This window comes from Paenibacillus sp. RC334 (genome assembly GCF_030034735.1).
Classification (GTDB): domain Bacteria; phylum Bacillota; class Bacilli; order Paenibacillales; family Paenibacillaceae; genus Paenibacillus; species Paenibacillus terrae_A.
The window spans coordinates 2,423,313-2,449,306 of record NZ_CP125370.1 but is presented as its reverse complement, the minus strand read 5'-3'; the positions used below and the strand labels follow the sequence as shown (position 1 = coordinate 2,449,306).

The window sequence follows — 25,994 nt, the reverse complement described above, 5'->3', positions numbered from 1 at the left end:
CCTCCTTGTCTTTACAACGTTTTAATAAGGATCGTACCGTAAAAATTTCCTTCTTGCAATCGTTTGTTGAAGTTTAATCGTAATATTTACTAATTAACACAGTCACATTGTCCAATTAAAGAACACAATTATATAGATGACCACGCTTGAACTTGTCCATAAAGGAGTACTCCAGACGCTACCAGCGGGCATGTTTGTCCCATTACACGCATAGGATGTAGATAAGAACCCTTATTTCCAAGGAGCCGTGGAATGAAAACCAGTACGCTGTTGAAGATGCTGCCTTTTATGATTCCGTTTGCCTTTCTCATCCCTGTGCTTGTTACGCTATCTCCCCGATGGCTTCGTTCGTTAGATATGAGTCAACTACAACCGTTAAAAACGGTATTTATGGGCATCTTTCTGGAAGCTGTCCCGTTTCTCCTAATCGGTGTACTTGTCTCATCCCTTTTACAATGGCTCGTACCGGAAACATGGATTCGCAAAATAGCGCCTGCGCATCCTGTGCCGGGTGTCCTGCTGGCCTCTTTGCTGGGTCTGCTGTTTCCCATCTGTGAATGCGGCATGATCCCTGTCGTTCGCCAATTGATGCTCAAAGGAATGCCTGCCTATATGGGCATCACCTTTATTTTAAGCGGGCCGATTATCAATCCCGTGGTGCTGGCTGCGACGATGATGGCTTTCCCTTCCCATCCCGAGGTCACTGCCGTTCGAATGGGGCTGGCCTTAGTCGTTTCCGCGATCATTGGGCTGATCGTGTATGCCTTTGTGCGTGTGCATCCGCTCAAACGTTCGTTGCTCTCTTTTAACCAGCCAAAGCAGAACAACCAGACTCATCGCCACAATCGCACATGGCGGGACTTTTTTGTACATGCTGGCGACGAATTTTTGGATATGAGCAAATATCTCATTATCGGCGCGTTGCTGACAGCCTCCATCCAGACCTTCATCCCACGGGATGAAATGCTTTCGTTAAGCGGTGAAACGGCTGGTTCGTACGCCTTTATGATGGGTTTTGCCTACGTACTGTCCCTGTGTTCCACCTCCGATGCCTTTGTGGCTACTGCTTTTTCGCATACCTTTACACTGGGCCCGCTGGCATCCTTTCTTGTACTCGGCCCGATGCTGGATTTCAAAGGTACGCTTATGCTGCTAAGCACCTTCCGCACCAAATTTGTCGCCGTTCTGTGCTTGCTCATTGTTTCGTTCGTCCTGGTGGGTTCTATGGCTGCTGAATGGTTATTGGGGAGGTGAATACGAACGTGAATTCAACCTTTAGCATCCGCTGGCAGTATGGCATGCGCTCCTTGCTCATGTTTGGATTGGCTGTGTATATCATCACCTTGAGCCGCTCGAATTCCCTTCATTACTACTTGGCTCCGCAAATGCAAAAGCTGCTCCTGCTTTGTCCCGTGCCCCTGCTGTTTATCGCTCTGGCCATGGCATGGCACGGCATAGCCGGAGAGCGAGAAGGTGAGGATTTATGTGATTGCGAGCATCCGTTGCCGCAAAGCTGGTTCAAAAAAACGCTTGTATATGGAATGCTGCTCATTCCGCTGCTATTCGGTTCGCTGCTGCCCAATCAGGCACTTGGCAGTGATATGGCAGCCAAAAAAGGCATGTCCTTCACGTATCCCAACCCGGAGATCCGGCGCAAAACAGATATACAGACCACGAAAGCACCGACCTCCTCCATTTTATCGACCACCTCTCTTGCGCCATCTTCGCCCCCTCCAGGGGGAAAATGGAGTCAGGAAACACTGGATAAGCTGTTCGTTCCGCCTGATAAGTACAACGTAGAATTTGCCGAGCTGGCGAAACGTCTATATCAGCAACCGATCATACAAATCAAACCGGAGATTTTTTCCGAAACCATTGGAGCCATCGAATTGTATAAGCACGCTTTTGAAGGAAAAAAGGTGCAGGTGACTGGCTTTGTCTACAAAGACGGCAGCCTGCCGGGCAAAGGTCTATTTGCGGTGGGAAGGTTCCTTGTCATGTGCTGTACTGCCGATGCCATGCCATTCGGAATCATCGTCCAATCCAAGAAGGTCCCGTCCTTTGACAAGGATACGTGGGTGACCATTGAAGGCACATTACATGCCACACAGAAAGGCAATACCCCCGTACTCGAAATTCGATCCGAGAAAATAACCACTGTGGCACAGCCGGAATCCCCTTATGTTTATACCCAGGCAGATTCGGTAGCCACCTTTGATCGATTGAATGCAACACACTAACCCTAACAAGGAGGAATAATGATGAACAAGGTTCCTGTGATATTAATCAGCGGTTTTCTTGGCAGCGGCAAAACGACACTGCTTCTGCGCCTGCTGGCCCATACCCGGCAAATTCCGCTCCGTCCCGCTGTATTAATGAACGAAATGGGTGAATATGATGTAGACGGCGCCATTATTTCTGAAGAAATGCCCGACGTATCGGTGGAAGGACTGCTGGAGGGCTGCATTTGTTGCAGCAAAAGAAGTGAGCTGGCAGGCGCTCTACACACCCTGCTCAGTCAGGAGCCGGATCTGATCTTCATGGAAACCACAGGGGTAGCCAACCCTGAGCAAGTGCTGGAAGAGCTTCGCTCCCCGCTGCTGGCGGATCGGCTTTATCTGGTTCACAGCATCAGTGTTGTGGACGCTGAGCTTTTTCATGAATACAACAGCCGCTTCACCGCTGACAAAGAGCTGGTTCGGACCCTGCACGGGCAACTTCGCAACGCAGACTTCATTGTGGTGAACAAGACAGATGCGGCTAGTACCCGTGAAGTAACGAAGGTCATCAAGAGTATTCGCAAGCTCAACGATACGGCCAAGCTGCAAACCGCTGAATATAGTCGGGTTGACCTTGAACCACTGCTGGAGCCTGTTCTGGCTTCCGTATCCGTTGCCGCAAAACCTGTACAGGTACCTCAACCTGAATCAGCACAGGCTCAGCGAACCGATGCAGCCGCATCGTCCGCCCCTATTTCCGCCAAAAGTATCGAACGACCCGGCAGTATCTCCAGAAGTACGGCATTCAAAGTTATTTCTGCGCACAATCATAGCCACAGCTACGATCCAAACCAGCCCCATTCGTTTTCCCGTCTGGAGAGCTTAACGCTGCATCAATATTCTCCACAGCCATTGGAAAAGCAACGATTGGAAAGCTTCCTGACCGGGCTCGGTTCCTCGCTGCTTCGGGCGAAAGGCTATTGCGTGCTTCCACACGAAGGTACAATGCTTTTGCAATATTCAGGAAGTCATTTGGAGTGGCAACCCACTGCACTCCCCGTGAGTCAGGGGTACGTCACGCTCATTGGGGAGCATCTGGACAAAGCATCCATTGCTGATCAATGGGAGCAGTGCTTCATTTCGCTTTAAATGACATGTCTGGATTAAGACAAAAACACCTCCTGCATCTGCAGGAGGTGTTTTTTAAAAGCGATGTTCACGAATTATTTGTATAATCCGTGAACATAACGCTCGTCTTGTTCTAAAGGTTATATTTTTTGTTAAAGCGATCCACACGTCCACCGATATCCACGTTTCTTTGTTTACCAGTGAAGAACGGGTGAGAAGCGGAGCTGGTATCTACACGGATAACCGGGTATGTGTTGCCGTCTTCCCATTCCATCGTTTCTTGGGAATACTTAGTGGAAGCACTCAGGAAAGAGAATCCACAGCTAGGGTCCAAAAAGATAACTTTGTTCAATGTTGGATGAAGATCTTTTTTCATATTATTCACCTAAGCTTTCATATCATTTTATTGGTTCAAACTCAAATGTACTGGCGCAATACTCCATCAGTTGGCAAAAGGAACGGTTATGTCCCAGAAAAAAAGACGACAGATCGTAACGGTTGCGCTCAGGTTCGTAAACGACAAGCAAACGATGCCGCATATATCGCATCGCCCATTGCATGAACGCTCCGGATCTTTCGTCAGCCTTCATCGTTATATAAGCATATAGTGAATGGTCCTCCGGCTCGTCCCAAATGCTGACACCAGCACAGGAGAACTCGGTTGCCACGTGCTTTCGATTCAAAAGGCAAAGCGTACCGTGCAGCTCCGCATCTATCGTACAGCCATGAAAAAAAGCTATTCGCTTAGGCGTAAGCTTTATCTTTGGACGCTCTATCCACTGGACTAATTCAAGTTTTCGCCGGTTCCATAACGCAGGCTTTTGCAAACTTAACACGATTTCTTCATCATGAAGTGGAGAGACCATGCCATGGCTCCTTTCATGAAGCCCTATATTCATTAGATTTCAGGCTTCGTTCAGGACGCAAAACAATTCAGGCTGCTATGTAGCAAACCTACATTATCTAGTTTCACGATGAATCGTATACTTTTTCAGACGCGGAGAGTATTTTTTCATTTCAAGACGCTCCGGATGATTTCTTTTGTTCTTGGTTGTTGTATAGTTGCGGTCACCAGATTCGGTGCATGCCAAGGTAACAATTACGCGCATTTCTCTTCCTCCTTAAATGGAATACATGGTATTCAATTACAATAGTAATTTTTACGATTAGTTCTATTCTATAATTCATGGTGCTCTTTGTCAACCTTTGACTGACGGTTTATCGCTTCTTCTACTGTATTCCAGCGATTACGGTACTGTGCCAGCTTCGGATGAAGTTCTGATGGTTCGGTCGAAAGCACCAATCTGACGTTTCTGATCCATTCATCAAACGATGCATAGGATGCACACAAATTTGCAGTTTCAGGACTCATATACAGAAAAAGCGGGGGAGTATATTTTTCTGCCAGAAAACGGATTGCTGCTTCAATCGGCGTATACTTTTTGCGTTTACCTTCCCAGCTCTCGATTACGACAGCACTCAAAGCCTGCTCCCGCTGCCACTCCCCAAGGTCGTCCACCCGCTTATAATAAGAGCGAACCGGCTGCTTCCACATTCTTCTGACTGTTTCCTCATGTAAAGGGTACAGTACCAGCTTTTTAAAGGATAACGCAGCTCCCGTTTCAGCAAAAATATCCAGCTCTCGAGCTGTAACCTGTTCAAACGTATCATAATAGATCATAGTCCCTTTATGCGTCTCGACTGGAGGCTCATAGCCATAGGGCATATATTGAAGGTTTCTTGTCATGCCGGACACTCCATCCTTCCGTAGATGAACTTTTCCTTCTATATTATACCCTTGTTTTGGCATGAGTTTGCATAAAATGTTTATCCTTGCTGGGCAGCAGTCGTATTGTGGCGTGAGCCCCGGCGAAACTGCAAGGCGTAAAGTCCCATGGTTGCGAGCGCAATCAGCGCAAGAACCGTAAATATATTGCTAAAATTGAACACCTGCACGTTGGATACGACAGGATTCAGATGAAAGGTAGACGAGGTATCTAGCGTTTTACCCAAAATACTGGTCGTCACTGCACCGGAAATAAAATTCAGCAGAGACAGCAGCCCCATTCCAACACCAATCTGATCCCTCGACAAGGTACGGGAAATCGTGTTAGACATGGCAATCTGCATAAAGGTTTGACCTACGTTGCCGAAAATGAGCAAAAATAAAATGAGATACGGAGACGCGCCCACAAAGGTAGACAAGCTGACAAAGCAGATAAACATAAGCGTAACTGCCGTATAGACTAGAAATGAATTTCCTTTGCTATCGGCCAAGCGCCCACCGCTTTTACCAAGCAACGCCGACGCAATAGCAGCCGGAAACATAATCAATCCAATTGTTGCAGGCGTAAGCTGATTGAGACTGTTCAGAAACTGCGGCGCCAGGTACGGCAGCCCAAAGCTGACCCCTGCTCCCAAAAAGGCTATAAACAATCCGTAGGAATATTGCTTGTTTCTGAACAGCTTGGGCTGAATGAATGGATCTTTAGCGGTAGTAATCCGCCATATAAACAGAGCAAACAGCACAATACCGACCAGAAAAAATATAATATTGCTTTGCGAAATGGAAAGCAGTAAAAAGGCCACCGTTCCGCCCAGCAGCAATCCACCAAGAAAATCAAATTTTTGATTCTCTCCACGCTGGTCGTCCAAATATTTGCGAAAGAATGGCAAGGCGATAAGCGGCAGCATGGAAATAACGAACAAAAAGCGCCAGCTTGCAAAGCCTGTAATCAAACCGGAAATAATCGGAGCCAGCGCCGTACCCAGTGCCAATCCGATTGCAGTAATGCCCAAGGCGCGTCCTCTTTTTTCAGCAGAGAAATAGCGGACAGGAATGATCATAGCTGTCGCCGGAATAACAGCAGCCCCTGCGGCCTGAAGCAGACGGGCTACAATCAGCATCCAAAATTGATTGGCAAACAGACCAATAAGCGAACCTAATGCAAAAAATATAATCCCAAACGTCAGTAAATCCTTGAGACGGTATTTATCCGCCAGCTTTCCATAAGTCACGGAGCCAACCGCATACACAATCATATAGCCGGTCAACAGCCAGCTCACATCGGAAGCACTAATATGAAATTCCTCACGAATCACAGGCATAACTACATTAAACATAAAGGCGTTCATCACTGAAAAAACAAGTGTGAAGGCCAACACACGCATAAGCTTATCCGCATTGGGATAAGTTTGCTCTTTTATCATTCTGTCTCTTCCCTCTCCTGTAAAATCTATCTAGGCTGCAATAACTCAGCTTTTGAATACCCCTATCCGGGCAAATTTCTCTATATATCCATTCAAACGCGGGCGTTCGCAGGACGGTAATTGTGAAGTATTTTTTTCAACAGACCTCGAAGAGTCTCTAACTCCCCCGCAGATAACATTTCGCCTGCCGAGCTTTTAATCTGCTCAACTGTATGCTCAGCTACCTTGTGAATTTTCAAGCCTTCCTCAGTCAAATAAATCTGCTTCATACGCGCATCTTGCGGGTGACTTTTGCGTACTGCCCAGTTTTTCTTAACGATCCCGTTCACCAGGCTGGTGACGCTTGATTTATCAATAAGCAGCAGCTTTTCCAAATCCGTAGTGGTCACTCCAGGCGACATTGCCAGTATATAAAGCGTCTGCGATTGCGGGGAGGTAAGCCCCAAAGGACGCAAGGCCGTCTCAATCTCGCTGCGGACTGTTGTAAAAATCCATTTAATTAAATATATCGTGCTCTCTTCCTCCCAGGGGAGACAAACGGGATATACTCCACTTCCCATCTCGTTACTAACCTCCACAATCATTGAATTTTAATGGTTTGAATTCCAACTAATCTTAAACAGTCGCCTATCTAGTGTCAATACCTTCGGAAAATTAAAAGTGATTACAGTAAAAGACGAGCCCTGTAAGGAAGCCCGCCTTTTACTTCATTTCTATTTCATTTTGCTTGTACATGAAAAAACATTTAGTCAGCGGTTTTCACTTGAACCAGCGGGTACTCTTCTCCACCCACCGTAACTGTACTAGCATCGTCTAGCTCCAGTCGTTGCCAAATGGTCAGCAGTGAGCGATAAGGATACTGCTTCAGGTCATACTCGGTTGGCGCGTCAGTGTCGGTTCCGGTTCCATCGGTTGCTGTGCCGCTCCCACCTGTAGGAGTCCCCGATGTCGTGCCTGCGCCCGATTGGCCTGTCACCGTTCCGGCCTGATCAGCGCTGTTTCTGCTGGATGTACCCCCACCAACCGTTGAGCCAGTAGCCCTCCCTGCTGGCGTGCTTCCTGTAGTGGCACTGCCGGTTTTCGCGTCACCGGACTGACCAGTGTTAGCTTTACTGGCTGCTTCCTTGTCGTTCTGTTCAGCAAGCGTAAAATTTTCGTATGAATACTCCTTTTGATCCGCACCGACAATGACGAGCTTTTTAGGCTTAAACGCCGCCTGCTCCGCCGATGTTTGAAAAGCAAACAGCAGCTTGACCATTTTCGTAGTCGCCTTGGTGTTGGGCACATGAGTCACAATCGCCGTAGGCTCTTCCTTTACGGGTACTGTAGGCTCCACTACAGGCGGCTGCACTGGCTTGGGTGTAGTGACAGGTGCTGGCGTGGCTTCCGAGCCGATTACCCCCGCTGCTTTCAGGCCACCTAGCGTGCCTGCAATGACGACAAGCACGATCCCGGAAATCACCCCACCCTTGCGGAAGCGACGAAGCGTTTTGACTAAAGGTGTATCCGTCTCACGCCTTGCTGTCATATAGAAATTTTTAAAGACAGGCTTGGCAGGCTCAAAATATTCACGCCACAGCGTTTTTTTATGCAGCCCTTCGCGTCCTTCCTTCTGGAAGAACAAAAGCAACGCACGTCGGTAGGCTGGTTCAAAACCGCCCCGTGGCGTAGCAAATTCGGCATGTCCCTCCGACCAGCGGATAAAACGGTACATCGTATCGTTATCCTTCGCCCATTTGCGAATCGAGCTAACCAGACGAGCAAAATCCAGTATTCCTTCGCCCGTGCCATCGGAACGATAGAAGGCAGGCAGCAGACGGGCAAAATGGCCCTCCGCAAGCTGCTGGGGCAGCCAACTGTAAGCCCAGTCCTGCACCTTTTCCACTTCGCCCGGCTCCAGACCCTCCAGCACTGACGGTTCCGGGTTCTCCGTGCTAAACCAATCGTAAGCTGCAATCAAGCGCACCGCTTGTCCCTTGAGCGGGGCTGGCAGTTTCCCGACCCACTGCACCAAATCAGGACGGGTAAAGAACGGAATCTGTACGACCTGATCAGGTGAGATTTCCTTTAGCTCCACTTCCGTAAGCAAATACCGATCCGACGCTTCTTGCAAGCGTTCCGTTAACCCGGATTGCTCCAGTGGAGAAAGTTGGCCCCCCGTAGAACTACTTTCCCATTGTTGCAACCGTTGATGAATAGCAGCCACAGCCTCTACCGGCTTTCTTTCAGCACGCAGTTTGCCCATCAATGCGGACTCAGCCAAAAGCTGAAAATCGGCATTCGCCGATACTTCAATATATCGACTGCCCCATTCATACACGACAGCCAGCAACCCCTTCACATCCGGTGTTCTTTTCATCTGGCTATCCATGTAGGGAATAAACAGCAGCTTCGTGAGCGCCGGATTACCCAGCACCTTCGTAAAATACGACTTGCCCAATGAAGGATTTTCTTCAATCGTATGATAAATATAAGTGACAGCTTCCGTATTTCTTGCGGTATAGGCGTTATTTAGCGAGCGGATCAAATATTCCACCAACCGATTCTCGCTGCTACGCGCGTGAACTTTATAGTAATCCTTGAAGCAGTCGATCAGACCCACGTCAGGAATATATCCATCCTTCACCCGATCAAATTCATGATCAAAAAACGACAGAAACAAGTCATTCAGCCGCATTTTACGTGGCAACGCATCGGGAGAAGATAAATAGTCGGTCAAGCTTCTCAGCACGGAAATTCGCCGTTCGTTATATAGCCCGCGCTCTCCCTGCTCTATTCTGTACAGTGTAATTAGCTCGTGATAGCTGGATAGCGCAAGATCGCGCCCGGCCTCCATGCCAGTCAGCATTTGCTCGGCAAATTTGAAAAAATCATCCGGCGTCCCGCCAGTCAGCAACGTATGGGCAATCCAGTCAAAATACGGCTGTCTCACCTGCTCTGCATCCACATTGAGTACCCGACCACTGTTAGTCAGGTCAAATACAAAATCCTTTTCCACATTCCGATCACCGGGACGCAAACTGAAAGGCTCAACAAACATCAAATGAATGCCTTTTCTGCTGTGTGGCTCCTTCGCATATGTAAGAAATCCGAGCCTGTTGCGAAATGCATAAGGCAGCGCCGCATACAACACACCCAGCAGCAGCTTGGCTGAAGATGCCACCGCTTCTACTGGAACGTTCAGTGCTATATATATCTTTTTACGGCCAGTAGCCGACATCATGACTGCGTATAAAATCTGCTTGAACATTTCTTCACCGAGCTGCAATTGAGACAGCACCGCAGACGGGTCAACAGATGGAAATACGCTCCCACCCGGCAGACGCTCCAATTCCGGCAATTCCGTTCCTTGCTCAATATCATAAGCATCGACAAAAGTTGTGTTCAGCCACTGCTTATAATCAGACGGAGATTCACCATGCCCGGCTGGAATCACATAATTATGCGTAAAAAAGGCGCTCCGCAGCCCGGTAAAATCCGCTGCCTTGTAGATACTGCGTCCCAGCACCACATCCCCTGACTCCGTCCGTACCAGATGCATGGCTTCCGGGTAGACGCTCTCCTGCTTCTCACCACGCGCTGTTAAAGCAGCAGGAGCATCATACACACACAAGGGATGCAGCACCTTTTTAATAAAAGAAGTGTCCAGCCCCTTGGAATTGGCTACCGTATCGAAGCCTTCCGTTGAACGGAAAATACCACGCCGTTCCCGTGTATACATCTGCTGCTGTATCAAATGAGAGGTAGAATTACTCACTGTGATTCTCTCCCCTCAATGTACTTCAGCTTGTAAAGCAGCCAAATGAAGGGCTCATCCACACGGATCGGACTAACCAGCCCTTGCAGCTTTTGATCTACTGGATTGCTGCCCAAGGCGGAAACCGCAAAATAGGCCGTGTCTGTAAAATACACATCCATCGTGCCCTTGAACGGCTTATCCACCTTTTCAATGAACCGTCGCACTTCGCCATCAATGTTCGCGAACTCATCCAAATCCATATACTTCCGGTGCTCCATTGGATTAAAAATATTGCTGTTCGTCTTGATGTACGTGCCTTCTTCATCTGCCAGCGCAGTGAGCATGTCGCTTTTGGTCAGGACAATGGCGGTTGGAATGTCCGTCTTCCCTTTTTCCTGATATGCGATAAAATCACCGAACATCGTAAGTACGACATCACGCGGCTCATCATATTGCGAAACAAACTCGCCCGGCTTGTCGCCGATGTTGATCTTGATACGCTCCCGAATAGAGCGGATTTGCAGCGGATCAACCATAAACAAAATACCCGCCGAGTTTTTAATATGCTGTCCGTGCAGACCCAGATAGTCCTGATCGACCATCCCCTCACCGGCGACATCAAAAAACACCAGCGTCAGTGGCGGCTTTTCCTCATCCTTAAACACAAACTGGAAGATAAAAGGCTCCTGCATCTTTTCTTTCTGTGTAGAGGTCAGCAGATCCCCTCGCTCAAACAGCGGTTCCTCATACATCGTACGGAACTTGCGGCTGATCTCCGCATTCAACGGCATGCAAGCCGCATCAAAATGATCGGCCGTAACATGCTGCAACGTGTGAATCAGGGAGGTCATATAGACGGATTTCCCTGCCTGTGAAGCTCCAATAATCGAAATGATATTACTCGGCACCTTGCCTGCGGTCACAGGCAGCTCGTTATGGCAATGCGGACACAATCTGCGACGTGTTAGCTCACCATAGCGATCCGTCAGACCTGTCAGTACATGATCCGAGTACAAACGGTGTTCCTCAGGAACATCAAGGGGATGAAGAATGGCCTCCATATCATGCACACCGTCCAAACCAAAGCGCTCCCGGTATTTGTTCAGCAGCTCATCCTCACCCAAAGCGTAATCCTCGTCATCCTCACGGTGATGGGAAGCACGGAATACAACTTCCTCCGGGGAAAACTTACTAAAGCAATAAGGGCACACAATATCATAAAATAACGGCCTTGGTGCTGCCTGCGGCTTTCTTCTGAATAAATTGCTAAGAAAACTCATCGGTTGCGGCCTCCTTTCATTCAGGGACTAATTCATATACCGTGCCATATTTCTGGCCGTCCGTAAAAAACAGCCGCACATATTCATCTCCGCCCACTTCCACAGCGGGCAACACATTCCGTCCCGCAGGAAATGGTGCCGTGAACGGGTACAAGGTTCCGTCCTCCCGATCCGCCGGATAGCCACCACGCTTTTTCACATAGCAAAGCGCCTCCTGCGGAACAGGAACTTCAGCCGTCACCTGAATCTGCACCGTTTTGCGGCTGCGAAACCAGCCTTTTTTGTGGTGGACCGCATATCTGATTTTAGCTTTACCCGTGCTCAATTCCAGCCGATTAGCTCCATCCTGCTGACGGATCACAAAAGTATCTCCGTCCTCCCGCACAGCCGGATACACGGTATACCGCACGCGTCCAATGCCATCGATCCGGTCACGGTAGCTGCCAGCAGCCTTGTACTCCTCACGTGTGAAGAGCTTAAGGCTTGAAAAAGGCGGCAACGCTTCGGCATCCTCCTGCCCGTTCACACCCAGATCGGCTAATTGTTTCGCAATAAATACCACGGCGACTCCTTCCGGCCACTGCCAGCGAAGCACAACCCGGTTGTCGTCAATTTTGTGGCTCAGCTCCGAAATAACAGGATCACCGGGCTGTGCATCCCTATACTGCATAAGTTCCAGCCTCCCGTTCTAAAATCCACTGCTGCGTCGATTACGCGGCGGGCCTTCCGGCGCTCTTGTCCTGCGACCTGATGACACACCGGGGTTTCCTCCGCCGGAAGAACGGCGAGTATTTTCCGCAATCGGCAGCACAAGCGAGAAGACCGCGATTAGAGCCGCCAATACGAGCGCTGCCACCAAACGAATCATCAAATCACCGATGGGCGAGCCGGACAGGCCCTTTTCCAAAATAAAGCCAGCCAGCAATCCGGCAGGAACCCCGCCAATCGCGAAATTCCGCGCCAGAAAACGGTTATCGAACATCAGTCCGAGTGCCAATCCCAGCAGTACTCCAATAATCACCAGTGCGGTTACACGGTAAATAGCAAAATACAGACTATCCGCATACTCACCTGTTCGCTCCGTTACCAGAGTACGATCGCCGATTTTGTCATAAATTTTACCGAACGCCTGAGTAAGACCTTGGGCATTCGCCACATTGAAGTAAGTTCCACCCGTCATTTGGGCAATATTTTGCAATAATGCTATACCATCGGATTCAGCGAGCTTCAGACCGATTGTATTAATCGGAATCTGCCGGGCGATATAAGGAGCCAATGCCGTCTGGCTATCCAGATCACTAAAGCCGTCAGACAGCATAATAACGAGAGAGCCCTTTTCCGCATTACCCTGAGTTTCGATTTCTTTGATGGTTTCATCCAAGGCAAGACCGATTTCTGTGCCGCCTGTCATTAAGGTCTGCATGCTGTCGATCTTGGCATAAACGGCTTGCTTCTCCGCATCTGTGCCAATCGGGGTAAACGGCTGAACCAACTGCGCAGTGGACTCAAAGGAAACGATGGCTACCCGCTTGTCTCCATCCATTTGGCCAATTAGACTCTTGGCGGCTGTCAGACGTTCATTGTCGGGATCTGTTTGCTGCATACTCCCGGAATTATCAATGACGAGCACGAGATCCTGTACACTTTTGCGACCTTCGGGGTTTACCTGGTAGCCCAGCTCCAGCAGCAGCCCTGCCACGAACAGCATCACCAGCGTAGCAGGGACCAGCAGCTTCCAGGACAACCCGGAGTACCGCTGCCGCCATGACGGCCCGTTCAGTTGTGGCGAAATCCATTCGCCGATAAGGCATCCCAGGCCAATACACAGCGCCATGATGCCAAAATACAGCCCAATCACGATGATATGCGGCCAGTGGCCTATCAGTTTGTTAAGAATCAGCTCTCCAATGATGAAGCCCACTACGGCGCCCAGCAAGCCGAACAGCAGCAGGAGAACATTAAATTTACGCTGCTTCATAAGAATCGTTGCTTCCTTCCATAATTAAAGTAGGAGGAATTTGCAAATTCCTCGTAGGATTACCATGTTGCTACCGCAGTTCCGGCAGCCGATCCGCGTTGATCCCGTGAAACACGAAACCATTCGCGATATATGTCTCATAATACGTCTTGCCGTTGCGGTAGACCATCAGATCCTCCAGATGGAAACCACCCATCAAATGAAGCTTTTCTACCCCGCTGCTGCGACGCTCATGCACAAACCCCAGCTTGTAAATGCGCGAGGTAATATCCACATCCAGCGCATAAGGAAGAAATTCGCCTTCGTAGTCACCAAAGAAATATTTTTCCTCATACCGATGCTCATGAGTGTAATCCAGCAAACGTACGTTAATACCGCCGTTTTCCTCCAGCCTTTGGTACAGTTTTTTAAACAGCTCATCCTTCGGAACGACCAGCCGATTTTCATAGGCAGCAGCCACATTCGCCCGCCGCAGCAATTCTTCCTCGAATGTCTGGTTAAACGGCTGTGCGCTAAGGATCAGAGTGCGGCAAGTCTGTGTGAGTCGATCCACCAGCTTTGACGGACCGCCATCCAGCAAACCGGATACAGGACCCATATGCCGGGCATCAAAGAATACAGCTTTCCCCCGCTTGGTCTCCAGCTCACGCATGACATCCTCCGTCACACGCTCATAGTACTCAAACAGGTTTTGACCTGTATAGCTGTCAGCCTGACGGACGCTGTCCGTTGCAGCCTGATGCAGATCACGCTCCAGATTGGCAAGCTGTACGGTAATATGCTTCGCCTGCATATGCCATTTTTCAAGAGCCAGCTCATAACGGCGAAGTAGCTCCAGATCCGTTTGAATCCACAGCATGTTCAGCTTGTGCCCATAGACCGTCTCGGTCAGGTAACGGATCAAGCTGCGCACATTATGTTTATCCATCAGCGGCAATCGTTGAAAGGGCTGGTCTTCCACTCGTCCACTATACAGGGCATCCAGCTCAGCAGCGCTGATCTGCAAGTCATTGGACGTATCTCGAATCAGTCCTCGAATGGCGGTAAGCACATTCCCGGTCTTATTCTCATCCGTCCAGTCCGTAAGCTCGAACAAACCGATCTTGGGGTGCTCCTTGACCGATTCGTTCACAGCCGTTTGCAGACATAATTCCGCCTGAAAATCCCCCAACCGTTTGTGTACGATCCGTTCACAATTATCGCGGAAAAAGGCTTCACAGCCCTGTCCGAACAAGGCTTCCTCCGCCTCGCGCAGTGTCATTCGCTTTAACGAGCCGTAGCTGGCTCCGCTGGTCATTAAAGCGCTCATGTCCATAATGGCCTCATTACCAGGAACGAGGTCATTTCGTGTACGGCTGCGCTCGGCAGCATCCAAACCGAAATAATCCAGCTTATCGCGTATATCCCATTCCTGCTCTATTCTCATACGCGCCAGCAGTTTCACATAAAAGTGATGCAGCACCGTAAGCGCAATCGACTCATTAGGGCGCTTGACCCGGGAAAATCCAGCCGACACATAGCCCTGCCGCCCGGATTCCGTCATAATGTTGTTTTTAAACGACGTATTGTTATACCCCCCATCCTGTGAACGATAGGAATCTTCCGCCTGATAACGGTTTTTGAGAAGCTGAATATGGCAAATGATGTCACAGCTCTCTCGCAGGCTATTCGGCACCGTTACACCGCGTTCGTTCTTGTCGGACAGCACATAGACGAGATCGAACAACGGCGACGGAGCATGAGATACTGGAATGGTCAGTTTGTCCTCAGTCATATGCAGTGGCGCCGTGAACGTATAATCCGGACTTTGGATATAGTCCAGTTCTCTCATAAAAGCAACTGATGCTGCGCTGCTATAGCCAAATTGGGCTGTCTGATCGCTTTCGCTGACCAATACGTACAGATCCATCTGTACCGACTTAAAGGACTGCGCAAAAATGTATTCCGCCAACAGCGTAATCTCGGGAACCAATACATTCATGGGATCGTCGGCTGTCGTCAGGATCGACAAATGGACACGCTCGAACGAGGAATACAAACGACCGTAATCCGCCAAGTTCCCACTAGCCCGGCGCAACGCGGTGTTAAGCTCAATCAACTGCGATTCATGTGTATAAAAAGCCTGATGCAAATCACGTCGTCCGGTTTTGTGGCTACTTTCCTCCGGTACTGCTACCGCATGGACAATGGCACCCACCGGACGATCTACAGTTGCATGATCCTCCTGCGACCGGATGTGAATGTACGTTACCCCCGTACTGTTATCCCACTTGGTCCGGTTGATATCTGCAATCGTGTTGATTGCCGGACCCATACGGTCACCGATAAAAAGAAACACGGACGGGAAATGGATGCTGCTGCGTCCATCCCCGCTACCGATGAATTGATCCTCTGCGGCTGCATAGTCAGCCGCATAACGTAACAACTGCTCTCTCATACTTTACTTCAACTTTCTACGGATATCGTTTAGTTTCCCGGACATTTGAGCGTAGAACGCATAGAGCTCCGCTCCGTTAGCCAGCTCCACCTTTTCATATTCCAATTGATTCCGGGCTTCCAAGTAGATTCCAGCCAGTTCATCCAGCTTCGCCAAGAGCGGCGTAATATCCTCGGACGAAGTCAGTACAGCATCACGGCGATCCGCCTTACGCATCAGAGCTGCATATTTTTTCTCTTCCAGACCACGGAAATTCGTAAACACTTCAAACTCCACGTAATTACGACTCTTCATGACATTGGCAAATGGCTCCCAAGCCTCTTCCTCTTCGTCACGGTCATAGACGTATAAAGCGCCTTTCTTCGTAATCGTGTCGGTATAGAGTGCCTGAATGAACTGATCCAGCCATTTTTCCTCATCCTGATATTTGCCCAGCAAGGCTTCCAGCTCGGCGGCCTTCGCTTCAATTTGGGTATATTTCGCCAGTTCTTCACGAACCACCTGCGTTAACTCCGGTGAACGAATCAGGTTTTCCTTCGCCATCTCTTCATTGATGCTGCCAAAGATGTCCTTGCTTCCCGTCTGTTCCAGCCCTTCAGCCAGCAGGCGTTTCAGCTCAGACCACGCTCTCTTCACCTCACCCAGATTCGGCTTGGATTCTTGCAAACGCATATCGTAGCCTGCCAGCAGGCCATTCAGATCCAGCGCACGTGAACGCAGCACAGTAAAGCGGCTGCTCGTATTCTGGTCAACATCCTTCTCACGGATCACGCCAAGTGACTTGGCACGGTCGAAGTCGTTACGGATGCGGGCATTGTAAGCTTGTACACGCGAATTGACATACGTTTCTCCCCACGATTTTTCAGGAATCGGTGACGGCAAATTCGTCCAGTTATTCTGGCCTGTTTGCACCAGATGGCGGCCAATACCTTCCCGGTCGAGAATCGTTTTTTCATAGCTTTCTTCATACACCTTGAGCGGCGTATAAACAAACAACGGCACACCATTGCGCGTATTGAGCCAGAAAATCCGGTTACGGACTTCACTCTCTTTAATGGTAAAGTGTGATTTACCAATGGCATTATTTTGATAATTGCGAACGCCTTTCAGAATATTAGGCGACTGCACCGGAACTGAGACAAAACCCCATGACGGGAAATACAGGTTACCGGAGCTATTGCTCAGATGGAACACAGGCACAGCTTCTTCATCCAGCTTGCTTGCAATATAGCGCTCCACGAATTTTTCAATGGCCTCATCCTGCCCGTATTTCATCACGAGGAAATCCTCCATCGAACGGGTAATCAGATCACCGAACTTGTCGGTCAGGAAGTTGGAGATGGAACTAATGATGTCGATATCCTGATCCTTCACCCATTGATCCGAATTTTCCAGCAACTCTTGGGCAAAATCACGAATCAGATCATCACCATCACGCTTATCCAGCAGCTTGGTTACGACTTCGGAAATATCCGGCACGCTGACCAGATTCCAATAGTACGTTTTGTTGCCTCTGTGATCGGACTGTTCTTCGCCGTTGATCAGCAGATCGCCATTCTTCTCGAAAATCGCGCTCAGTGCATTCAAAATTTCAGTAAATACATTATAAATGCGGCTGTTTTCCTTATTCAGCAGATCATACAGGTCTTCATAAAATTCAATAAGCTGCTCTGTACGCTCCACATCGGCCCGAAGCCAGTATTCATTGATTTTCGCTTCAATGTACGCATTTTTCTTTTTATCCTTGGACACGAACGCGCTCTTGGCATCGCCCAGCTTTTCGCCCGCCTGCTCACGCGCCCATTCAATATCCGTAGGGATACGATGCAGTGATTCACGCAGCGTCTCAATGTACGAAAGCAGCATTTTCAGCAAGCTAAAGCCTTTTTCCGTATAAATCATACGGGATACATAAAACGGACCTTGCTCGGGATGCAGGAACATCCGACGGATTTGGTCGGTAAACTGCCCCGTAATTTCACCCGGAAGCTGCTTCTTCGCCTTGATATATTCCTCACGCGCACGTGTCAGGAAGGTCTGCTCCAGCTCGGTATCCATATTCACAACTTGCATTTTGACTACATTGTTGTAGCTTAATCGTTCACTGTTTTCAAAGCCCGGCAGCGGTTCAGGAACACGAGATTCGAAGTTTTTGATCATGCTGTCCAGATCGACGCCCAGCTTGCGGGCAAACTTCTCGACATCCTCTTGATTCGGTGATTGCTCGAACATTTTGGACATTTTGCCGAACATCCGGTAAGCCAGATATGTTGTCATTTCCTCCATTGGCAGTACCGCCGAGGAAGCCCCGATAATATTGTAATCGTAGTTGGCAGGATATGCCTTGTTCATTTGTGCAATATTGGTACGAATGTTGCTGATATAGTCATGAATGGCAAACTCTTCGCCTGACTGCTTTTCCTCGCTCGCCATAAAGTTGGTGATGTTCTCGGCGGTGACATTCATGCAGTAATCATAGGCATTTTCCAGCAGCTTGCCTTCTGTATTCGTCGCTGAAATGAGATGACACAGATTAAACGGCGGCAACGGTGAATTCACGGTCAAAATGTTGCCATACTGCTGTTTGAACCGTTCACTGCGGCTGTCCACATTCATCCAGTAGTCCAGCTCTTTGAGCGCGGCATAGCCGTTCTTTTTAATATATTCGCGTGTATGCTCGCTCAGGCTTTTGTTCGCCAGGTTAATGTCCGGCGTAAACAGATATCCTAATGTATTTACACGGTCTACACCTGCGGAGCCGTAATCGCGCTCAATAATCCCTCTGACGATATACGAGATATCGAGGAAGGTGCCGCTCCCCGTACCGCCGGACAAACCGGACAGCAGGAACACCATCAGCTTCTTATTGGTGCCTTCAGACAGGGTTTTGATTTTCTTGTCAATGCTTTGCACGACTTGATTGATTTTGGTGAACAGCAGCAAACGTCCAGCCTGACGCACCCCTGCCGCCCCGTTCATGCCATCGGTAATGCTCAGCTCGGGTGACAGCCAATCCGTAATGTACGGCTCCAAAATGCTGCGGTTTTGCAGCAATCCGCCGATTTCCGCATTGGACAGCAGTACAAACTCGTTGATTGGGTCCAAGCCGATCCCTTTATATTTTTTGTTGCGATCCTGCTCATTCGTTTCAAAAGCGAGAAATTCCACGTTGTCCGGCTTCTCGCTCTTTTTCTTGGAAACCGGATCTGCTGGCAGCTTGAATCTGCGGTTAATTTGATATTTCAAGCGGAGGAGGGCATCAATACCCGTCCCTCCGAGTCCGATAATCAAAATGGGATTATCAATGGTATCAACCCTGATTTTATCGCTTACGATCCCTCCGCCGAGTGATACGTCTAATTGCTGGATATGCTCTCTAACTACTGGTTTCATAGATTTGACCTCCTAAGGGTTCGTTTAGCTGTTTACTGAAATGAATTCCAGCAAAATGGTTTTGTCCACGCTTGCCAGCGGAATCGTCAGGCGATCGCCGTTTTTCAGTTCAAGACCACTGCCTGTATCTACAGCGCGTCCGGATTTTTCAATCGCAATCTCCGGAGTGCTGCGCACCATGATACGGTCCTGATTGCCTGGCGTGAACACCACCTTATCGGTTTCGGCAAATTCCGGTGCCAGTTGCAGCAACTGGTGCAGATTGAATTTACCCCGGAAGGTGTTCAGCTTCTTGTATTGCGGATACGTTTTTTCGCCGGTATTCTCGTCCCGAATCTCCAAAACGATTTGTCCGACAAAGCCGCGGTTGGCTTTTTTGACAGCCTTCCAGATAAAGTAGGCTGCAATCAGCAGAACGATCAGTCCCAGCCCCAACAGAATGAGGGGTAGCAGTTTGGACTTCTCGGCAGGTGCTGCCGGCGCCGTAGTAGTACCGTTATTCGTGCCACTGCCCGCCGCAGCCTTGGCACTGATGGTCACAGGCTGGGTTTCACGGTAGAAGCTCTTTTCCTCTGCTCTAACGGTCAGTTCATAGTCATGCTCATCCGGTATCGTGTAGGAGCCGGTAAAGGCGTCCCCCTCATTCTTCAATGGAACCTCATTCGTTGTACCGGAATCAAGGTCCTTGACCTTCAAAACTGCATTCATATTTGCATACAGTTCCTGATCCTGAAGCTGCTGGTTGTTACTCGTCAGGTAGGAACGAATTTGGACTGCGTCACCTTTTTTGTAAGCTTTGGCAGGCGGTGCGTCCAGTTTCAGTTCCAAATCATAGTTAAACACCAGATTAATATCAATCTGATCCTGCTGGACTCCCTTGACCTGGAGCTTCCAGTCGCCAGCCACAGGCTTGAGCAACTTAATCAGGGAGTAGCTTTTCGACTTGGACAGCAGTACATCACTTGAAGGAATCGGCTTGGTGTTGCCCGACGGGTCTATCAGTCTCGCATCCACCGGCTTGGAGGACATAATCGAAATGTTAGCCTCCAGCACGCTATCGTTCGGTACAGTTACCGTAACGTCCTGATAGTTGCCGTTAGCCGTAATGGACTGCAAGGGAACAACCTTCAGCTTCAAATTGCTGGCGAAAATTTCACTCAAGATGTTCGGCAGGTCATCCGCCGAGCTTGTAATAAAAGATTTACCGCCCGTTTGCTGCGCAATGTCTGCGAGCTTGTTTTTATTCAGTTTTCCATCTGCATTCAAACCGATGGTGTAGATGGGAACGCCACTATTTTTAGCTTCGGCCACAGCCTTCGCCATATCCTGATCGGATTGGCTTTCAGTTCTGCCCGTCGTTTTATTTAAATCGTTGTTACCATCGGCCAGCATGACGATCATAGGCGCGTGTCCCGCTGTCTTGCCATCCTGCAAAATGCGGATCGCTTCCTTGACACCTACGGAGGTGTCAGTATACGCCCCCCGGTTCAGCCCGTCAATGAACGACTTCAGTTCCTGCTTGTCCGCTTCGGACGTAATATTAAGCAAAGCCTTCTCGCGCTGTACGACATCCGTATACGCTACAATGCCGACCTTGTCATTTTGCGTCGACAGCATATCAATGAACATTTTCATGGCTTCATTGCCAATTTTGCCTGGATCACTGGTATTCATGGAATTACTCACATCGACAACCAGCACCGCATCCACCTTGGAGGCGGAGGTTGAAGCGGCATTCGCCGTCTGCGGCTGCCATGCCGAAATTGAGGTCATGATCATTGCACATATGATTCCGATGACTAAAAACCATTTTCTGTCTCTACTATACATCGCTTGTACCCCTTTGCCGGTTAGTTCTCATTCTAAATTACAGTTGTACTCCCCTACTATTAAATTATAATGAGTTTTACATGAGAGCCAGCTGAAAATGATGCCCGAATAGCCTGATTACAGCCAAGAAGCCTATTATACTGCGGGATTTTACCAATATCCTGCAGTAATGATATAATTATACCCCAACAAGGGCAATCGGGCACCAGCCTTCTCCTTTATACGACAAAAATGACAGAAGCGAAACCCGCTCTTGCAAATTATCGCTGTAAAAATCTGAGCAGAAAGAGGAAGTACACTATGATCTCATACGGATGTTTGGCGATTTTGTTTCTTTTTGTCGCCATCAAATTAATCACTTACTCTATACATAAAAAACGCGCTCCCTCGATTACGCAAATGAACACTGAGCTTCTAGCCCTGCTGAACCTGAGAAGTGATCGCAATGAGTAGTGCCAAACAGCCTGTACAATTTCGTCCGTTTATCCACACCGAGCATGCGTACCAAAAGCTGCGGATCTGCAAGCGTTGCGGACAGTTTACTGCCCTATGGGAAGATAAATGTACGTCTTGCGGTCGGGATGCACTGGTTCCTGTAGAGCAATATGCCCACCACAGAGCCAAGCTTTATTTTCGCAACGACCTAGCCTTCGGCATCGTGCTGCTGACCGCCGCCGTCTTTTTCGGCCATTCCACCCAGCAAATGCTCCTGTGTGGTATCGTTGGCGCACTTCTCCTGCTACCCTTGGTGCTTTTACAGCAGCGTATTCGTCCCTATGAGCAGCGCAGGCAGCTTATACGCCTGTTCAGAGGCCGCATTGAGCAGATTAAAGAGGGCCTGAACATCAATCATAAAAACGCGGTTGCCCTGCGACAGCTCAGCGAGCGTGTCTCCTATGAAATGCTGCGTGAGATTGCCGTACTCATCCACAATGACCGGATAAGGCTCCAGCAGGTCGCCCTGCTGCAATCTTTTGTACTCCGCAAGGATATGGAGCTAACGCTCGACCCTCTCCTGATCAAAAGCTTTGAACCGCTTATGGTCAGATATATCGGAGAGATTGCCAGATTAAATCGCGAGCTAATTAAGGATCGGACGTTCCGTTACGTGACCTTTTATGAACGTCGCATTCTGGAAATGGCAGGAGGCGAGGATATTCTCGTCCGTGTTGCCAGTGCGGCTGTCCGTAAAAAGCGCTACGTGGTCACGCACTCCGGTTTTATTTCCAGATATGTGCGCAAACTGCCGAAGGAACGAGTTCAGCGTTTATATCATATCATTCAGGAGAATCCTTATGAACCCTTTGGCGATTTGGCCGATGAGGTCAAGATCGTATATCTGATGGAGCAGTATAAAAACTGATCTGTCCTAACGCCCTTCTATATATGACGTCATTACAATGACAAACCACTGCAATAAAGCAGCAAAAAACCGTCAGGATCGCCTGGTTGGTATCATCCCCTTCAAGTAGACACTCTTAAAAAACCTTGCGTGTTACCATGAGGGTATGAGTGAACCTGGAGGGGATTTTCGTATGGCTAACCAACTCAAAGTTTGGGTGAAGCAGGTTCGAAATGCTGAACCGCTCGATTGGCGCAAGGGTTCATCCAGCCCGATGAAGGGGCGTACACGTACCTCCTTTTCCAGTATCAAAGAAGAACGAGATTACTTGATAGCTCAGGGGTGGACTACTTAAAAAGCGATATTCAATTCTGGTAACGGAGCGAAGCTCAGCGGTTTCAGGATAAACTCAAAAAGCGCCCCGATCGAGTATCGGCACGCGCTTGCAGCTTAGCTTTTTTTCATTCGTCTACTTGACAGGGGTCAGTCCCCCTCCCCAACTCCGGACGTTTTTTTATTTTAGGATTATCGTGTCTAATTAGCTGTCTTCTTTATTGACCTTGCAGCTTGTGGAACGCATATTTATTAGAAGTAAAATTGAAAGCACGCACACCCTTGCTGTCATACACAATAACCTCTTTATTCAAATACGGATGCAGACCGTTAAAATAGCCGGGCATAATCAGCTTGCGCATAAACAGGTTTTTACCTAGCATCCGGGGAGAATTCGTCGCCACAACAAGCATTTGTTTGCGTGTGGACCACGGGGCAGGCTGGATATACGAAAGACAATACTCGCCTGCCGTGAAATCACCGCCCAGTACATACCCTTTTTCCGTACAGCTGATCTGTAAATGGGCTTGATGGCGCTGAAGCAGCTCATGTCTGGACAAGCCTGAGGTGATACAGATCACGTTACTGTCAGCCAGTTCTTCCTCGGAAATCTCATGAGAAGCCACAACAGGGTAATGAACACCGATATACGGATTCCAGGTCGCTGTGCGAGGGCTGGCCAAAGCCTTTGCCGTCCGTTTTACCGCCTGCTCTTCTTCGGGTGTAGCATAGCTGGATGGAAGGACAATATGCAGACGATCCATATAAACGTCCAGCACTCCCATACCATGGCCAGAAGGATTCCGACCTGCGCTTTTTAACCTGAACCTTGCTGTTTCGTCATCCGTTTCTTTTCCAGAAATTCCATCTGTTTCGCTCCACCGTTCAGCAATCAATCGATATTCAGGTGAGGGGCGTTTCCGCGACTCTATTTTAACAAAGCGAAAGCGGTTATATTCTAGTAAATCCAACACGAAAACCCGCGCTCCAATACGGACATGGACAAGCTCCAATGGTACGATCTCATGTGAGAGGTGAATAATAAATTCATCGACGTGGACGGCTCTAACATCCAGTTCACCCGTTTTGCTCATTTCACCGTACAGTTCGGAGTATTCCTCGGTTTCATCCACTTGCGTCAATTCCAGCCAATAAGCCCGGTTATGTCTCCCCCGCTCCGTTCGGTAGGCAATACGCTGAGGTACCATCACTCTCTTCCATTGCATAAGCCAACTCAGTACACCGTCCAAAAGCCTCAGTTCATGCGTGTCCCAATGGTTGGCACACCGTTCCACTACTCCTTTATAATGGTCGGATGAAAGGTCGGTTTCAGGAGCCGTATAAGCTTGCGCAAACAAGTAATCCTGATCTCCAACCACATTGAATATGGGCATATTCAGCAGGTTCATCAGATGCTTCGGATGCGGTGCGCCAGCAATGACGGCAATAGCCGCAAAACGCGAAGGATAAGCCTGTGCCATCGCCCAGGCAGCGTATGCGCCGTTAGAATAGCCCGTCAGATAGATTCGGTCTTCATCCACCCGGTACGCTTGCAGAATAGCATCCAGCGCCTCCAGAAAAGCGGCTTCACCAATGTAACTGCCCAGCGTAACTCCACGGCACGAAAAAGTGACGAATATCGCTTCCTCTTCCCAGCCCTGTCCAAAGCCCCGTTTCTGAAAATCCGGCAGACCCAGCTCATACCGTTTGCCCGGCATCAGGACAATGAGAGGATACTGCCGATCCGCCGAATAGTTTCGGGGAAGCTGTATCGTGTAGCGTTGCAGACTGTTGTCCAAACGGGAGACAAAAAAGCCTTCGCCAATCCCGTCAGGGCACAAAAGGATGTTATCTTCCCGAGATGGATGCTGAGGCCGTTCCGTGTACGCATGTGTGAAAATTCGTTTTAGTAGCTTGATATATTCCCGCACAATGCGATTATCCCAGATTTCAAAAGGATCTTCCGGCAAAGCCGTTAACCTTTTCAGCTCAGCCAGCAAGCCTTCTGCCTGTAATTTCCTCGCAGAGCCAAAAGCATCTGTATTATAAGCTTGATTATATTGGTCGTACTCTTCTTGCAAACCCTCCACAACCGCCGACAAAGGCCGCACAAGCATCGAGTACACAAAATAATGCTCTCTTGCCTCATGGTCCTGATATGTAACCGTAAAATGCAGCATTCCCGTATTCCCGGCAACTTCCTCATTCCAGGCATATTGCTGCTCCTGCTCCCAAACCGCCTGAAACCGGTCCAGCAATGTTCCCTCATCATTCGTTACCTCGACCCATAACGGCTGATCTACAGGAAGATCTATGCGATCCTTGCGCAGCAAATAAAACAAGACCGGACTGTCTTCTCCCTCCCTGCCAGCGGGTTTCTCCACCTCCAGCCATGCCATATGAAAACGTATATTGCGCTCTACGAATTCCTGATGCAGCTCCGCGACATCTGCGCTGTCACACGTCTGAGTTCCACTGATCCGAATAGAGCGAGCTTCATCGGGAATAAAGGCTGCAACGACCACCACCGTATGATTACCTTCGTCCAGATACAAGCGCAAAGGACCGGATTCCGCATATACCAATATGCCGTCCACCCAAATTTGTCCTGTTCCTTCAAACGGTCTGAAAATAACTTCCTGTGCTGCCGCGCAGCGGAGATTCGAAACCAGCAAAAGCCTTTCTTGCTCAGTCAGGGGCGGAAAGACACCTAAATTCAATTCCGCGTTCCGGGGGTCCAGCTCAGTTAATAAGCGGCACGCTGCCTTTCCTCCAGCCGAAAGCTCCAGTCCTTCTTCATTACAGGCCCTTTCCAAATCCCATTCCTCAGGGGTAAAATGATCGGACCATGCCCTACCCACACCGCAATTTTCCGGCAGCTTGACCGGACCGACTGCATAAGCAGACGTCAGACGAACCGGATGATCCAACAGCACAGTTGTCGCTTTTTCCAGATGCGTGAACCTCATAACATTCCCCCTCCAGGTTTTTGTTTCCTCAGAGACGTCGCGATAATACTCCGTTAACATTCATTTTAACTATATAAAGCTATTCGTTATCGCCTTTGCGTACTCCTTTCTTCTTCCAAAAAAAAGAGGCTATTCT

19 protein-coding genes are annotated in these 25,994 nt (G+C 49.0%); 5 read left to right on the top strand and 14 right to left on the bottom strand.

All coding sequences use genetic code 11. From position 1 onward, the window contains the following. Positions 1–252 precede the first annotated feature (252 nt). The 3 genes from QMK20_RS11505 to QMK20_RS11495 are packed head-to-tail and all read left to right on the top strand — an operon-like array spanning position 253 to position 3,368. Positions 253–1,254: a permease gene (locus QMK20_RS11505; RefSeq protein ID WP_283655806.1), complete on the top strand. Its 1,002-nt coding sequence runs from the start codon at positions 253–255 to the stop codon at positions 1,252–1,254. An 8-nt stretch (positions 1,255–1,262) separates the two neighbouring features. Next, positions 1,263–2,240 carry a TIGR03943 family putative permease subunit gene (locus QMK20_RS11500; protein WP_283655805.1) on the top strand — a complete coding sequence of 326 codons (978 nt, stop codon included), beginning with the start codon at positions 1,263–1,265 and terminating at the stop codon, positions 2,238–2,240. Between the two features lie 18 nt (positions 2,241–2,258). Beyond that, positions 2,259–3,368 (top strand): CobW family GTP-binding protein, encoded by a 1,110-nt coding sequence (locus QMK20_RS11495; RefSeq protein ID WP_283655804.1) that lies wholly within the window; start codon positions 2,259–2,261, stop codon positions 3,366–3,368. 112 nt (positions 3,369–3,480) lie between these two features. Here the strand turns inward: QMK20_RS11495 and QMK20_RS11490 are convergent, their stop codons facing one another. The 13 genes from QMK20_RS11490 to QMK20_RS11430 form a co-directional block, all read right to left on the bottom strand. Continuing rightward, positions 3,481–3,723, bottom strand: a complete 243-nt coding sequence (locus tag QMK20_RS11490; protein WP_014281334.1) for a type B 50S ribosomal protein L31 — start codon at positions 3,721–3,723, stop codon at positions 3,481–3,483. Between the two features lie 22 nt (positions 3,724–3,745). Then, the gene (locus tag QMK20_RS11485; protein ID WP_283655803.1) at positions 3,746–4,213 is read right to left on the bottom strand and encodes a hypothetical protein; all 468 of its coding nucleotides are present in this window, start codon (positions 4,211–4,213) and stop codon (positions 3,746–3,748) included. Positions 4,214–4,306: 93 nt separating this feature from the next. Beyond that, positions 4,307–4,456, bottom strand: a complete 150-nt coding sequence (gene rpmG / locus QMK20_RS11480; protein ID WP_007430271.1) for a 50S ribosomal protein L33 — start codon at positions 4,454–4,456, stop codon at positions 4,307–4,309. A 68-nt stretch (positions 4,457–4,524) separates the two neighbouring features. After that, a complete protein-coding gene (locus tag QMK20_RS11475; protein WP_283655802.1) occupies positions 4,525–5,094 on the bottom strand; it encodes a hypothetical protein in 570 nt (189 codons plus the stop codon). An 80-nt stretch (positions 5,095–5,174) separates the two neighbouring features. Continuing rightward, positions 5,175–6,557, bottom strand: coding sequence for an MFS transporter (locus QMK20_RS11470; RefSeq protein WP_283655801.1), 1,383 nt, complete (start codon positions 6,555–6,557; stop codon positions 5,175–5,177). A 92-nt stretch (positions 6,558–6,649) separates the two neighbouring features. Next, a complete protein-coding gene (locus QMK20_RS11465) occupies positions 6,650–7,117 on the bottom strand; it encodes a MarR family winged helix-turn-helix transcriptional regulator (protein WP_283655800.1) in 468 nt (155 codons plus the stop codon). Between the two features lie 185 nt (positions 7,118–7,302). Further along, a complete protein-coding gene (locus tag QMK20_RS11460; protein WP_283655799.1) occupies positions 7,303–10,314 on the bottom strand; it encodes a GAP1-N2 domain-containing protein in 3,012 nt (1,003 codons plus the stop codon). Then, a complete protein-coding gene (locus QMK20_RS11455) occupies positions 10,311–11,576 on the bottom strand; it encodes a TRAFAC clade GTPase domain-containing protein (RefSeq protein WP_283655798.1) in 1,266 nt (421 codons plus the stop codon). Before QMK20_RS11455 ends, QMK20_RS11460 begins: the two co-directional genes overlap by 4 nt. A 16-nt stretch (positions 11,577–11,592) precedes the next feature. Beyond that, positions 11,593–12,246, bottom strand: a complete 654-nt coding sequence (locus QMK20_RS11450) for a beta-mannanase (RefSeq protein ID WP_283655797.1) — start codon at positions 12,244–12,246, stop codon at positions 11,593–11,595. Between the two features lie 18 nt (positions 12,247–12,264). After that, entirely contained in the window at positions 12,265–13,554 is a 1,290-nt protein-coding gene (locus QMK20_RS11445) for a vWA domain-containing protein (protein WP_283655796.1), read from the bottom strand. A gap of 70 nt (positions 13,555–13,624) precedes the next feature. Then, positions 13,625–15,991 (bottom strand): transcription initiation factor TFIID, encoded by a 2,367-nt coding sequence (locus QMK20_RS11440; protein WP_283655795.1) that lies wholly within the window; start codon positions 15,989–15,991, stop codon positions 13,625–13,627. Positions 15,992–15,994: 3 nt separating this feature from the next. Continuing rightward, on the bottom strand, positions 15,995–19,384 hold the full coding sequence (locus tag QMK20_RS11435; protein WP_283655794.1) for a tubulin-like doman-containing protein: 3,390 nt from the start codon (positions 19,382–19,384) through the stop codon (positions 15,995–15,997). A gap of 24 nt (positions 19,385–19,408) precedes the next feature. After that, the gene (locus QMK20_RS11430; protein WP_283655793.1) at positions 19,409–21,214 is read right to left on the bottom strand and encodes a vWA domain-containing protein; all 1,806 of its coding nucleotides are present in this window, start codon (positions 21,212–21,214) and stop codon (positions 19,409–19,411) included. Between the two features lie 445 nt (positions 21,215–21,659). Between QMK20_RS11430 and QMK20_RS11425 the strand changes: the two genes are divergently transcribed. Together QMK20_RS11425 and QMK20_RS11420 are read left to right on the top strand one after the other, a co-directional pair. Continuing rightward, positions 21,660–22,577, top strand: a complete 918-nt coding sequence (locus tag QMK20_RS11425) for a hypothetical protein (protein ID WP_283655792.1) — start codon at positions 21,660–21,662, stop codon at positions 22,575–22,577. 172 nt (positions 22,578–22,749) lie between these two features. Further along, positions 22,750–22,911 carry a hypothetical protein gene (locus tag QMK20_RS11420; RefSeq protein ID WP_283655791.1) on the top strand — a complete coding sequence of 54 codons (162 nt, stop codon included), beginning with the start codon at positions 22,750–22,752 and terminating at the stop codon, positions 22,909–22,911. Between the two features lie 196 nt (positions 22,912–23,107). Here the strand turns inward: QMK20_RS11420 and QMK20_RS11415 are convergent, their stop codons facing one another. Next, positions 23,108–25,858: a PHB depolymerase family esterase gene (locus QMK20_RS11415; RefSeq protein WP_283655790.1), complete on the bottom strand. Its 2,751-nt coding sequence runs from the start codon at positions 25,856–25,858 to the stop codon at positions 23,108–23,110. Positions 25,859–25,994 lie beyond the last annotated feature (136 nt).